Origin of the sequence: Streptomyces coeruleorubidus, assembly GCF_008705135.1 — a bacterium.
GTDB lineage: Bacteria > Actinomycetota > Actinomycetes > Streptomycetales > Streptomycetaceae > Streptomyces > Streptomyces coeruleofuscus.
This window is the reverse complement of record NZ_CP023694.1, coordinates 374773-388016: the sequence shown is the minus strand read 5'-3', so window position 1 is coordinate 388016 and position 13244 is coordinate 374773. Positions and strand designations below refer to the sequence as shown.

Sequence of the window (13244 nt, the reverse complement as noted above, 5' to 3'; positions counted from 1 at the left end):
CATGGCTGTTCCGATCAGAACCGTGGTCGCCGCGCTGTGCACCGCACTGGCGGCCACCCTCCTCACCACCGCTCCCGCCGGGGCCGAGCAGCGGGAGCACGCCTGGACGGTGACCGTCGCCGCGAACGCACCCCGCGCACGGATAGCCCTGGACGACACCACCGGCACACTCAGCCTGTCGGTGACCCGTGGCGACCGTACGGTCATCGAGCCGTCGCCCGTCGGCATCGTCACCGAACGGGCCGACTTCTCCAAGGACCTGCGCTTCCTCCGCGGCAAGAACCGGACGGTCGAGGAGCGCTACCGCACCAGGTCGGGCAAGCGGCTGGACCGCCGGGTCCGCATGAACGAGACCCGCCTGTCCTTCGCCACCCCCGCCGGCGCCCGGCTCGACCTGCTGGTCCGCGCCGCCGCCGACGGCGTCGCCTACCGCTACGTCCTGCCCGCCGGACACGGCGACGTGCTCGGCGAGACCTCCGCCTTCAACCTGCCACCCGACGCCGGCGCGTGGCTGGGCACCTACCGGCCCGACAACGAGGGCCAGTTCACCGAGTACACCGCCGCCACGGCCCCCACCGGCGCGTACTCGCCCCAGGCGCTGTTCGCGACCGACGGCGGGTACACCCTGCTCGCCGAGTCCGACCTCACCGGCGCCTACTCCGGCGCCCGCCTCGCCCACGACAAGGGCACCGGCACCTACCGCGTCGAGCTGGCCGACGACCGGGTGAAGACCGACGGCCCCCTGGCCACCCCCTGGCGCGCCATGGTCACCGGCGACCTGGCCACCGTCACCCGGTCGACCTTCACCGACGACCTCGCTCCCGCCTCCAAGGTCGCCGACCCGTCCTGGATCAGGCCCGGGACCGTGCTGTGGACCTGGCTCGCCGGTGGCCGCCCGGCCGGGCAGAGCCTCGCCGCGCAGAAGGCCTACGTCGACTACGCCGCCGAGCGGAACTGGCCCTACGAGGCCGTCGACGCGGGCTGGTACTTCAAGGCCGACGAGTGGGACGTCACGGACCCGGACTGGCAGACCAACAGCTGGATGCCGGAGCTCGTCGACCACGCCCGCGCCAAGGGTGTCGGGATCATCGTCTGGATCCACCAGCGCGACCTCGACACACCCGAGGAACGCGCACAGTGGCTGCCCACGCTGGAGCGGTGGGGCGTCAAGGGAGTCAAGATCGACTTCATGGACTCCGAGGCGCAGACCACGCTCCAGTGGTACGACGCCGTCCTGAGGGAGACGGCCGCCCACCACCTCATGGTGAACTTCCACGGCTCGACCATCCCCAAGGGCATGCAGCGCACCTGGCCCCACGTCATGACCCTGGAGGGCGTCGCCGGCGAGGAGAAGCGGACCAACACCGCCGCCCACCTCACCACCCTGCCCTTCACCCGCAATGTCATCGGTTCCATGGACTTCACCCCCGGCGCGTTCCAGCGCGTCGGCCTGCGCCCCAACTCCGACGCGGCCGAGGTCGGGCTCACCGTCGCCTACGAGTCGGGTCTCCAGATGTTCGCGGGCACCCCCGAGTCGTACGACGCCCGGCCGCTCGCCCGGGACTACTTCGACCAGGTCCCCGCCGCGTGGGACGACACCCGGCTGCTCGCCGGCCGGCCGGGCGGCGAAGCCGTGCTCGCCCGCCGCAGCGGCGACCGCTGGTTCCTGGGAGGGGTGTACGCCGGGCCCGCCCGCAAGGCCGAGGTACCGCTGACCATCGGCTCGGGGAAGTGGCTGGTCGAAACGATCCAGGACGGTGCCGACGGGCTCGTCAGGAACCGACAGGTGCTGCGCGGCGGCGACACGTTCGCCGTGGACGTGATCGCGAACGGCGGCTTCGCCGGGATCGCCTGTCCCTGGCGTCCGGGTGTCACCACCTGCCACCGCTGAACCCGTTCACCTGCGTGAATACCGAGTTGGAGGGATCAGCATGAGTGTTTCCCGGCGTACCGTGCTGGCCACAGCGGCAGGCGCCGCAGCGATATGCGCTTCCGCGGCACCTGCCGCGGCCGCGGACACGACCGCCGGCCCCACCCCGGCACCCACCCTGCGCAAACTCCGCGCGGCGGTCGACTACGCCGTCGAGAAGGTCGCCGCCGTCGCACCGAACGTGACCGCCTTCCCCGTCGGCACCAAGTTCGAGAAGTGGGTCTACTCCCAGAACGGCGACTGGGTCGGCGGATTCTGGCCGGGCACGCTGTGGATGGCATGGCTCTACAGCGAGGAAGAGGCCTTCCGCACACAGGCCCTGGTCTCGGCACGGAAGCTGGCCCCTCGCCAGCACGACACCGGCACGCACGACCTCGGCTTCCTCTTCTACCCGTCCTGGGTCACCGCCTGGCGGCTGACCGGCGACGAAGCCTGGCGGACGGGCGCCCTGCGGGCGGCCGACTCCCTCATCCAGCGGTACAACCCGCGCGGGCGCTTCATCAGGGCGTGGGGCGCGCTGAACGATCCGAAGAACGCCGGCCGCGTCATCATCGACACGATGATGAACCTCGACCTGCTGGCGTTCGCGAGTCGGCAGACCGGGGACGACACGTACCTGGACATCGCCGTGGAACACGCGGAGACCACCCGGCGGGTCTTTCCCCGCCCGGACGGATCGACGCCGCACGTCTACGACTTCGACCCGGACAGCGGCGCGCCCCTCGGCCCGAACACCGTGCAGGGGTACAGCCCCACGTCCTGCTGGTCGCGCGGTCAGGCGTGGGGACTGTACGGCTTCACCACCATGTACCGGAGGACCGGGAACCGGGACTTCCTGAGCACCGCCCGCAGACTCGCGGACTACGCGGTCGGAGCACTGACCCCGGACCACGTCCCGGTGTGGGACTACCGCGCGCCGCAGCAGCCCCACGACATCAAGGACGCGTCGGCCGGAGCGATCACCGCCTGCGGGCTGCTCGACCTGTCCGCCGCCACCGGCAGACAGGCCTACCGAGACGTGGCGCTCCGGCTGCTCACCGCACTGGCCCAGACCTGCCTGACGAAGAACTCGGCCCGGGCGGAAGCGGTGGTGGCCCGCTGCACCCGCAACCGCCCGGCCGAGGACGGCATCGAGATCTCCCTCCCGTACGCCGACTACTACCTGCTGGAAGGCATCCTGCGGGTGCTTCGGCCGCAGGACGTGGACCGGGCGATCGACCTCTCCACGGTCTGACCGGCCGGAGCGCCGCTCAGCCCGCGATGGAGTCCAGTTGTTCCGCCGCCGGGCGCAGGACCCACAAGTCCCCGCCCGGCGGCTCCTCCAGCGACCGGACGGCCCGCTGCGCCCGCCTGTCCCCGGCATCGGCCGCCGCGTGCACGACGTCGGTCGCCGCGTACCGGCGGAACTGAAGCTCCGGATGCGGCCAGGCGGCGGCTCCCGTCGCGGCGGGCAGGAGGTAGCCGACCGCCTTGAACAGGCTCTCCCCCTCCGGCCCTTGGTGGGCCCATAGATCCACGCCGGCATTCCGGCCGATCGCCGCCAGCCGCGCATGGGCGACCAGCGTGAACGTCGAGTAGTGCCAGCTCCTGGTCCGGGTCAGCTCCTGGGGCTGGCTGCCGTCGGCCGCGATCTGCGGTGCGATGCGCTTGTGCCGGGCGTCGAGGACCGTTCGGCGGGCCAGTTCCCGGTCGCCGGTCGCGTAGGCGAGGCCGGCGACCAGCAGGTCGTAGAAGGTGCCGTGGTTGTTGGTGGCGGCGGCCTCCTGCTTGCCGAAGTCGCTGTTCCTGAGCCAGTCGAGGAAGGCGGTGTTCCAGTGGGCCATGCCCCTGCGGTCCTTCGCGGTCCAGCCCGGGGCGCCGCTCGCCAGGAGGGCGAGCGCGTCGAGGACGCTGGTGTAGGACTGAGAGAAGTCGATGATGCCGATGGCGCGACCGTCGTACTTGCACGGGATGAACTGCGCGTGGTTCAGGTTCGGGTTCATCCTCGTGGCCGGATCGAGGAACCAGGTGCGCAGCACCTGCCCGGCCTTCTCGGCGTACCGCGCGTCGCCGGTGTAGTACCAGGCGAGGGAGAGGTCGTAGGCGGAGTCGAAGGTCTTCTCGACGTCCTGCCGGTCGGTGCCGGAGTCGACCTCGGGATTGCGCTCGCCGTCGCGTTGCACGTACGGGCAGCCCCACGGATTGTCCGGAGCCGGGGTCTTGGTGGGCCACCAGTACGGAGCCTGACTGAGGTAGTCGTGGAGGTCTCCGCTGGGGGCGGCCCGGGGTTTGTCCACCACGGTCCACGGCCCCTGGTGCAGCCATCTGTCGGCACGTCCCCGCAACACCTCGACGGCGCGCCGGAGTCGGGGATCCCCGTGTTCCAGCCGGATCTTGGTCCGGTGCAGACGGGCGCCGTCCATGACGGCGGTGTGCGGGATGCGGTACGTGTGCTCGGCCTCAGCCCGGGCCGAGGCGGCGGGGACGGCTCCCGTGACGAGCGCGGCGAAAACCATCAGCAGAACGCCTAATCGAGATCTTGCCCTCATGATCCACTCCCTTGGAGTTCATGACTGTGAACAACGTTCAGGTGGTGGGTTACATGAGCATGTCACGCCGGCTTCACGCGGGGAAGAGGGCTCGCAGGCCTGGGTGGCTGTCACAGATCCGGGCCCAGCCCTGTCTCTCTGGTGAGTCAACCCCTCAGTGAAACGGAGACAGTGATGAAGATCGTGGTCGTCGGCGGTACCGGACTCATCGGCTCGCAGGTGGTCGCGCTGCTGCGCGACCAGGGGCACGACGCCGTGGCCGCCGCTCCCTCCACGGGGGTCGACACCCTCACCGGCGAGGGACTGACCGAAGCACTCAAGGGCGCTGACGTGGTCGTGGACGTGTCCAACTCGCCGTCCTTCGACACCGAGCCGGCGCTGGACTTCTTCACCCGCTCGGCACGGAACCTGTTCGCGGCCGAGAAGGAGGCGGGCGTCCGCCACCATGTCGCGCTCTCCATCGTCGGCGTCGACCAGGTGCCCGGCTACGGCTACTACGAGGCCAAGGTCGCCCAGGAGAACGCCGTGCGCGGCAGCGGCGTGCCCTACAGCATCGTGCGCGCCACCCAGTTCTTCGAGTTCGTCGCCCCGGTGATGAACATGTCCACCCAGGCCGGTGAGGTGCGGCTGCCGTCCACGCGGCTGCGGCCGATCGCCTCAGCCGATGTGGCGGCGGCCGTCGCCGAGGCCGCCCAGGGCGAACCGTCGAACGGCATCAGGAACATCGCGGGACCCGAAGTGCACCGGCTCGACCGGCTCGGTGAACTCACCCTCGCGGCGAAGCCGGACGGCCGCACCGTCGTCACCGACGAGACCGCCGGCCTGTTCGCCGGCATGCCCGACGTACTCACCGGCGACGGCACCGCGCACCTCGCGTCCACCCGCTACGAGGAGTGGGTCAAGCGGAACTGACCGCCGTCCGTCGTCCGCTACGGGCGGTCGGTGAGCCTGCGCGCCGACCGCTCGTACGCCCTCAGCTTGTCCGGCGCCAGGACCCAGTAGAGCCCGTCGATGCCGGCCGGTCCCACGGTGGCGCTCACCAGGGCGACGGCGGCCCCGTCCCGGGCGAGCAGCAGGCTGGGCCGTCCGTTGGCCTCGACGATGCCGTACTCGGCCCCGGGGAAGAACTTCCGGGCGAAGGCGGTGACCCTGGCCACGCGCTCGGGCCCCACGATCTCCAGCCGTGCCACGCCGCGCATGCCGTTGCCGTCCGCGTAGGCGACGACGTCGGCCGACAGCACGCTCTCCAACGCCGCGACATCACCGTGCCGTGCGGCGGCGACGAAGGCTTCCAGCAAGCGCCGGTGCTGTGCCGAGTCGACCGGTTCACGGCGCTCGGCGGACAGACGCTTGCGGGCCCGGCTGACGATCTGGCGCGTATTGGCCTGGCTCAACTGGAGCATGCCCGCGATCTCGTCGTACGCGTAGTCGAACGCCTCCCGCAGCACATAGGCAGCCCGCTCCACGGGGTTCAGCCGCTCCAGGACCAGCAGCACGGCCAGCTCCAGCGCCTCGCCCCGTTCCGCGCCGACCTGCGGATCCACACTGGTGTCCACCGGCTCCGGCAGCCAGGGCCCCACATACGCCTCGCGGCGGACCCGCGCCGACTGGGCCACGTTGATCGCCAGACGTGTGGTGATCTTCGCCAGGAACGCCCCGTGATCCAGCACGGCGCCACGGTCGGCGCCCTGCCAGCGCAGCCACACGTCCTGCACCACGTCCTCGGCCTCGGACACACTGCCCAGAACGCGGTAGGCGATACCGAACAGCCGGGGACGCAGGCGCTCGAAGGCGTCCGCCGCCGCGTTCAGCGCGCCGTCGGTGAGGGGCTGTCCCTGGTCCATGCTGCCGATGCCTCCGCGGGTCGACCGTCGTGCCTCAGACAGTACGACCCTCCGAGCCGGCGCACGTGGCGGTGCTCAGCCCTCGTAACGGGGTGTCCACTGCGCCTGCGCCACTGCCTTGCGCAGCTCCTCCTCCGTCGCCCGCGGAGCGACCCCGTCCTCGACGGCGGCGAGAGCCGCCGCCAGGGCGATCTCGCGAGCGGACTCGCGCATCCCGTTCAGGGGCGGCAGCAGCGGTACGGGGCCGTCGTCTCCGTGCGCCGCCCGTACCGCGCACTCGGCGACGGCCCGGGCGGCGGCCACCATCATGCGGTCGGTGACGCGCGTGGCCCGGCTCGCCGTCACCGCGAGCCCCATGGCCGGGAAGACGTACACGTTGTTCGACTGCGCCACCGGCACCTCGTGTCCGTCCACCGTGAGAGGAGGGAAGGGTGAGCCGGTGGCGATCAGCGCCCGGCCGTCGGTCCAGAGGGTGAGGTCCGCCGGATCGGCCTCGGAGTGGGAAGTGGGGTTGGAGAGCGGGAAGATGACGGGCCGTTCGCAGGTCGAGCCCATCTGCCGCACGATCTCCTCGGTGAACGCGCCATGAGCCGTCGACAGCCCGATGAGCGCCGTCGGCTCGACACGGCGCACCACCTCCGCGAGGCCGGTGCCGTCCCAGCCGTTCACCTCGCTGTCGTCGCGCGCGAACATCCGCTGCTGCGGCGTCAGTTCCGTGCGCGAGCGCACCAGCAGGCCGTCGACGTCGAGGATCCAGAACCGTGCCGTGGCCTCGTCCTCGGACAGGCCCTCCTCGATCATGGCCGTCCGGATCATGTCGGCGACACCGATGGCGGCCGACCCCGCGCCCAGGATCACCAGGCGCTGCTCGGACAGCGGAGTGCCGGACACGTTCGCGGCGGTGGACAGGGCGCCGAGCGTGACGGCCGCCGTGCCCTGGATGTCGTCGTTGAAGGTGAGCAGCCGGTCCCGGTAGCGGGCGAGGATCGGGTACGCGTGGGCGGTGGCGAAGTCCTCCCACTGGAGCAGCGTGCCGGGCAGCTCCGCCTCCACCGCCGAGACGAACGCCTCGATCATCTCGTCGTAATCGGCGCCGGTCAGCCTGCGGGCGCGCCGGCCGAGGTAGCGCGGGTTGCCGAGCAGGTCCTCGTTGTCCGTGCCGACGTCCAGCAGGATCGGCAGGGTGCGGGCGGGGTGGATGCCACCGATCGCCGTGTAGAGGCTGAGCTTGCCGATCGGGATGCCCATCCCGCCGACGCCCTGGTCGCCCAGGCCGAGGATGCGCTGCCCGTCGGTGACGACGATGACGTCCACGTCCTTGTCGCGGTGCGGGCGGTTGCGCAAGATGTCCCGGAAGCGGTGCCGGTCCTCCCACGTCAGGAACAGCCCGCGCGGCCGCCGGTAGATCTCGCTGAAACGCTGGCAGGCCTCACCCACCGTCGGCGTGTAGACGACGGGCAGCAGTTCCTCCAGGTACTCGGTGACCAGACGGTAGAAGAGCACCTCGTTGGTGTCCTGGAGCTGACGCAGGTAGATGTGCCGGTTGAGGGGCTTGTCGTAGCCGTGGAACGCCTCGTAGGCGCGGGCGACCTGCTCGTCCAGGGTCTCCACGGCGGGCGGCAGCAGCCCGTCGAGACCGAGCTCGGCGCGCTCCTGCCGACTGAAGGCGGTGCCCTTGTTGACGAGCGGGTCGGCCAGGGGTGTGAGGGCGGGACTGGTGGTCGTGCGGGGGTGCTGGGTCTGGTCCATGGGGTGACGCCTTCCCTGGACTCACCGGTTCGTGCAGGCGACTTGCGCTGTTCGGCCGACGGGCCGTGCCGGTTCCCGGCGCACCGATGAGTTCCGGCGCGGCGCCCGGTCTACCTCTCCGTAAGGCTTCCAAGCCCCAACAGCGAGCAGGAGAAGGCGACATGAGCGTGACGACCCCTCAGACGCAGAACCGGACCGACTCCCGGCACACCACCGGCTTCCTTTCCACGCGCCCCGTATGGCTGGTCGGCGTCCTGGCGACGCTCGCCGGTGCCGTCGTGACCGAGGCCTTCGCGCTCGTCGCCCGGGCCGCGGGCGTCCCCATGGAGGCGGCCGGCCCCGGGGCCGAGGAGGCCGCGGAGATCCCCGTCGGCGGCTTCGGCGGCGGCGTGGTGTTCTGGTCGGTCGCCGGGATCGTCCTCGCGGTGGTGCTCGCCCGCTGGGCCAAGCAGCCCGCCCGGACCTTCACCGTGACCACCGTCGTCCTCACCGCACTGTCCCTCGCCGGCCCGGCCGTCGCCCCGCACACGGCCACGTCCACCCAGATCGTCCTCGCCCTGTCGCACGTCGTGGCCGCCGCGGTGATCATCCCCCTGGTGGCACGGCGGCTGTCCCACGTGCGGAGGTGACGCCCTCGACTCCCTCGATTCCCACGATCCCGACACCGGCCCGTCGCGCTCACCGCTGACGGGCCGTCGTCGTGCACCCCCCCACACAGCCGAACAGGGAACATCGGATCAACCGCTCAACACATCAAAGAGGCACGCTCTGGCCTGCGCCTCGTCGGCATTCCTGCACGAATGCGGCGTTGTACGCTCGGGCGCCCGGTGAGCGTTCCGTTGACTGCCTGGAGCCGACGGCAAGGAGTGTGGCATGAGTGGGGTGCAGAAGCAGAGCAGGGACCCCGCCCCGGACCCCACATCCGAAATGATCCAGGTCGGCATCGGAAAGCGCTTGGATGACGTCGCCAAAATCCTCGCCGGCGCCCTCGTCGCCGTCACGGGAGTCATGACCGCACTCGGGCTGCGCAGCGAGTTCGTCTTCGTTGCTCTCAACAACGAGTCGTGGCCGATCTATGTGGCCTCGCTCTGCGCCATCGTCGCCATCGTGTGCAGCATCGTGGCCCTGCTCATTCACCCCACACGGCGGGGCAATCTGTGGGAGACCGCTGTGCTGGTTCTCGGTGTGGTCTTCTACATGGTGGCGCTGAGCGTGGCGGTCATCGGCGCGGCCAAGGCCGCCGGGGGCAACGGTCGGCCGAGCATCACGGATGTCAGGGTCGACGGTTCTCGGTCTTCGCTGCGACTGAGCTTCGACATTCGCGCCGACGGTGTCGAAACGTGGTCGAGCATCGGAGTTTACGTAGCCGCCGAGACGGCTGACGGCGAGCCGGTCGACGAAGGCGTCGACCTCTACTCGAGCTCCCTCAGGCCGAACGACGAGGGCGTGGTCGAGCAGCGGATCAGCGTTCCCCTCTCGCCCCCGCCACAGGCGGAGGCCATCCACATCATCGCCCTCAACGCCGGTGACGGGACCAACGACGAGTGTGAAACTCGCAGACAGCAGGGGCCGGCCTGTACGACCTACTTGCTCCCATAGCCAGCGTCTTCATCCGGGCGGAAGCGCATCTCTTCAGTCCTGGTGGTACGTGCGCCGGAGCCCGAAAAGGGGGCCCCGCGCCCTCGGCCGATCCAGAGGCGGTCCGACCAGCAAGACTCACCTGGCTTGTGACGTCTTCGGTCGCCCGCTCGCGCTGGTGTCACGGCGGCAACACCGACGACTGCACCCAAGGGCTACAGCTCGAGGGCGATTCTCACCTGGCTGCGTCGGCGGGGCATCAACACCATCCCGAGCGGGCCGACCAGATCCGCATCCGCCTCTGGTTGATGCGTCCTGATCGTTGCGACCACGCCTCGCCCACGAAGCCGTCGGCGACGGGGCGCGGCCTGTCGTTGGACGAGGCGGCGCAGCCGTGCGGTGCCATTGCGGGTCACCCGTTCATGCCACACCCCCGGCCGCGGCTGGCTGAGCTGCCACACCGACCAACCACCCGCACGGGGAATGAGCGCCTGACACTTCGAGGACAACTCTCAGCAGCTACGACGCCACGCGTTCAATCTCAGTAACAGCCCCGAACGGCCCAATCGCACTGCGCCGTAGGAGGCGACCGTGGATGAGCGGTGTGACCGTGGTGGAAGGGATGCGCGTGCACCCCTGGATGCGTGTGCACACCCGGACGAGGAGACGCGATGGCGGAGGGACTGGCCGAGGGCGGCACGGCGCGCGCTGCCACGAGAGGTGGCGAGGATCTGTCCCCGGACCGGATCCCGGACCCCTTCGAGCAGGTGAGCGCCGTCGCCGACGCCGTCCTCTACGAGGGCTACCTCCTCTACCCCTACCGCCGGTCCTCGGCCAAGAACCGTGTCAGATGGCAGTTCGGGGTCCTGTTCCCGAGGGACTGGGCGGAGGCGGACGGTCCCGTGGCCCTCGGAGTCTCCGGCAGCGCCGACTCCTGGTACCAGCAGACCGAGTGCCTGCTGCGGATCCGGCAGCCCGGCAGCGCGTCCGTACGTGTGCGGATCCGTCACCTCCAGATGCAGCGCAAGCAGGTGGAGGAGACCCGGGAGGGCCGTCATCACGCCGTCGAGTCGCTGCGCACCGCCGACGGCACGACGCATCTGACCTTCGACGAGGCCGTGCCGCGTGAACACGAGGTCGAGGTCCCGCTCGACGAACTCCTTCAGGGCGGGCACACCGTTCCCGTGGTCGCGCCGGCCGGTGTGGACGTCGAGCCGCTGCCCGGCCACGCCGGGCGGGTGGTGCGGCACCGCGACGAGGTACGGGCCGACACCACCGTCACCGCCGAGCGACTCTCGGACGACCTCTGCCGGCTCCGTGTGCGCACCACGAACACCGGGCCCGCACCGCAACCGCGGACCGCTCGCGACGACGCACTGCGCCGCGCCCTCATCGCCACCCACACCCTCATCGGCGGCGACGGCGTGGAATTCGTCTCGCTGACCGACCCGCCGACGGACCTGAGCGCACTCGCCCGCTCGTGCCGGAACGAGTTCACCTTCCCCGTCCTCGGCGGCGACGACGGCCACGTCCTGCTCTCCGCACCGATCATCCTGCCCGACCACCCCCAGGTGGCCCCCGAGAGCCCGGGCGACCTGCACGACGCCGCCGAGATCGACGAGATCCTCACGCTGCGCACGATGCTGCTGACCGACGAGGAGAAGCGCGAGGCGCGGGCCACCGACCCGCGGGCGGCCGCGATCCTCGACCGCGTCGACACGATGCCGCAGGAGGTATTCGAACGACTGCACGGCGCCGTCCGCTCCCTGGCCCCGGTCGCCGCGGTGTCCCCGACGCCCGCGCTTGCCGCGCCCGGGGTCTCGGCACCGAGGGATGCCGCGCCGACGCCCCCGGAGCTCGGGGCTGCAACGCCCGGGACCCTGGCACCCCGGGTTGCTGCGTCCGTGACCTCGGTGCCGGGGGCTGTCGCATCCGCACCCGCGGCACCTGCGCATGCTGCGCCCGGGGCTGCCGCGCCCGCGCCCCCGGCACCCGCGCTTGCCGAGCCCAGGGCTGCCGCGCCCGCGACCTCGCCGCCCGGGGCTGCCGCCCCGGCGCCCCCCGCCCCCGTCGACCGCCCCGCCTGGTGGCAGGAGGGCGCCGACGACGGCCTCTCCCCGGCGACTGACACCGTGCTCGTCGACGGCGTCCTGCTCGGCGGCGGCAGCCGTGTCCGGCTCCGGCCCCGGGGACGTGGTGCCGACGCCCAGGACATGTTCCTGGCCGGCCGCACCGCCGAAGTCGCCGCTGTCTTCCACGACGTGGACGGCAGCGTGCACCTCGCCGTCACCCTCGACGACGACCCCGCGTCCGAACTGCACACCTGGTACGGGCGCTTCCACTACTTCCGGCCCGACGAGCTCGAACCGATCGAGCCCGCCGGATCCCCGGACGAGCCGTCGGCACCGGCTCCCGCCGCAGCGAAGGCGCGGCACACGACCGACTCCGAGACCCCCGCAGCGGAGGCCGAGTGACATGACAACGCACAGCAGCACCACCGAAGTCAGCAAAGAGCCCAGCCGGGCAGAGGATCGACAGGGCATCGACGAGATCCACATCCTCTGGATCTCCGAAGGCATGAGCTGCGACGGGGACACCGTCTCCCTCACCGCCGCCGACCAGCCCTCCATCGAGGACCTGGTGCTCGGACTGATCCCGGGCCTGCCCAAGGTGAACCTCGTCAACAAGGTCCTTTCACCGAGCCTGGGCGGCGAGGACTTCCTCGCCCCCTACCGGGCGGCCGTACGCGGCGAACTCGCCCCGTTCATCCTCGTCATCGAGGGCTCGGTCCCCAACCAGAACATCATCGAGGGCGACGGCTACTGGACGTCCTTCGGCAACGACCCGGAGACCGGCGAGCCGCAGCCCCTGAACTGGTGGATCGATCAACTGGCCCCCAAGGCCTGGGCGGTGGTCGCCGCCGGCACCTGCGCCACCTTCGGCGGCATCCACGCCATGGCCGGCAACCCCACCGGCTGCATGGGCCTGGCCGACTACCTGGGCTGGGACTACACCTCCCAGGCCGGCCTGCCGATCGTCAACGTGCCGGGCTGCCCGATCCAGCCCGAGAACTTCATGGAGACCCTGATCTGGGTCCTCTACCACGCGGCCGGCTCCGCGCCCCCGCCCCCACTGGACCACATGCTGCGCCCCCAGTGGCTGTTCGGGAAGACCGTCCACGAGGGCTGCGACCGCGGCTCCTACTACGAGCAGGCCAGCTTCGCCAAGGACTACAACTCACCCAAGTGCCTCGTGAAGACGGGCTGCTGGGGTCCGGTCGTCAACTGCAACGTGCCCAAGCGCGGCTGGATGGGCGGCCTCGGCGGCTGCCCGAACGTCGGCGGCATCTGCATCGGATGCACCATGCCCGGCTTCCCCGACGCGTTCATGCCGTTCATGGACGAGCCCCCGGGCAGCACCCTGTCGTCCCTGGCGATCAAGCCGTACGGGGCCGTCATCCGCCGGCTGCGCGGCATGACCAACGAACTGGTCAACCACGAGCCCAAGTGGCGCCACAACAAGCGCAAGCTGACCAGCGGCTTCGACCCGCGCTGGCGGCCCTGATGCCGGGCGACACGCACCCCACCACCCACCCCCACACCACCGACAGCGAGG

At 70.9% G+C, this 13244-nt stretch carries 10 protein-coding genes and 1 pseudogene; 8 read left to right on the top strand and 3 right to left on the bottom strand.

The genetic code is table 11. The features are described from left to right. Nucleotide 1: 1 nt before the first annotated feature. Together CP976_RS01875 and CP976_RS01870 are read left to right on the top strand one after the other, a co-directional pair. Nucleotides 2-1891 (top strand): glycoside hydrolase family 97 protein, encoded by a 1890-nt coding sequence (locus CP976_RS01875; protein WP_190146952.1) that lies wholly within the window; start codon nucleotides 2-4, stop codon nucleotides 1889-1891. Between the two features lie 40 nt (nucleotides 1892-1931). Beyond that, nucleotides 1932-3164: a glycoside hydrolase family 88 protein gene (locus CP976_RS01870; protein WP_150478697.1), complete on the top strand. Its 1233-nt coding sequence runs from the start codon at nucleotides 1932-1934 to the stop codon at nucleotides 3162-3164. Between the two features lie 16 nt (nucleotides 3165-3180). On the opposite strand, the gene CP976_RS01865 is transcribed toward CP976_RS01870, so the two are convergent. Further along, nucleotides 3181-4458, bottom strand: coding sequence for an alginate lyase family protein (locus tag CP976_RS01865; protein WP_150478696.1), 1278 nt, complete (start codon nucleotides 4456-4458; stop codon nucleotides 3181-3183). Nucleotides 4459-4632: 174 nt separating this feature from the next. Here CP976_RS01865 and CP976_RS01860 point away from each other — a divergent pair, with 174 nt between their 5' ends. After that, on the top strand, nucleotides 4633-5370 hold the full coding sequence (locus tag CP976_RS01860; RefSeq protein ID WP_150478695.1) for an SDR family oxidoreductase: 738 nt from the start codon (nucleotides 4633-4635) through the stop codon (nucleotides 5368-5370). 17 nt (nucleotides 5371-5387) lie between these two features. Here CP976_RS01860 and sigJ read toward each other — a convergent pair whose 3' ends face one another. Together sigJ and CP976_RS01850 are read right to left on the bottom strand one after the other, a co-directional pair. Beyond that, on the bottom strand, nucleotides 5388-6302 hold the full coding sequence (sigJ, locus tag CP976_RS01855; RefSeq protein WP_150478694.1) for an RNA polymerase sigma factor SigJ: 915 nt from the start codon (nucleotides 6300-6302) through the stop codon (nucleotides 5388-5390). Between the two features lie 75 nt (nucleotides 6303-6377). Next, nucleotides 6378-8051, bottom strand: coding sequence for an NAD-dependent malic enzyme (locus tag CP976_RS01850; protein WP_150478693.1), 1674 nt, complete (start codon nucleotides 8049-8051; stop codon nucleotides 6378-6380). A 161-nt stretch (nucleotides 8052-8212) separates the two neighbouring features. Between CP976_RS01850 and CP976_RS01845 the strand changes: the two genes are divergently transcribed. The 5 genes and pseudogenes from CP976_RS01845 to CP976_RS01825 all read left to right on the top strand — a co-directional run bounded on the left by CP976_RS01845 (nucleotide 8213) and on the right by CP976_RS01825 (nucleotide 13193). Further along, nucleotides 8213-8680 carry a DUF6069 family protein gene (locus CP976_RS01845; protein ID WP_150478692.1) on the top strand — a complete coding sequence of 156 codons (468 nt, stop codon included), beginning with the start codon at nucleotides 8213-8215 and terminating at the stop codon, nucleotides 8678-8680. A 244-nt stretch (nucleotides 8681-8924) separates the two neighbouring features. Next, nucleotides 8925-9650, top strand: coding sequence for a hypothetical protein (locus CP976_RS01840; RefSeq protein ID WP_150478691.1), 726 nt, complete (start codon nucleotides 8925-8927; stop codon nucleotides 9648-9650). Between the two features lie 76 nt (nucleotides 9651-9726). Beyond that, nucleotides 9727-9899, top strand: a pseudogene (locus CP976_RS43485) (IS5/IS1182 family transposase); the annotation flags it as partial. A gap of 401 nt (nucleotides 9900-10300) precedes the next feature. After that, complete coding sequence (locus CP976_RS01830) at nucleotides 10301-12103, top strand: hypothetical protein (RefSeq protein ID WP_150478690.1); 1803 nt, start codon at nucleotides 10301-10303, stop codon at nucleotides 12101-12103. A gap of 1 nt (nucleotide 12104) precedes the next feature. Continuing rightward, a complete protein-coding gene (locus tag CP976_RS01825; RefSeq protein ID WP_150478689.1) occupies nucleotides 12105-13193 on the top strand; it encodes an NADH-quinone oxidoreductase subunit B family protein in 1089 nt (362 codons plus the stop codon). Nucleotides 13194-13244 lie beyond the last annotated feature (51 nt).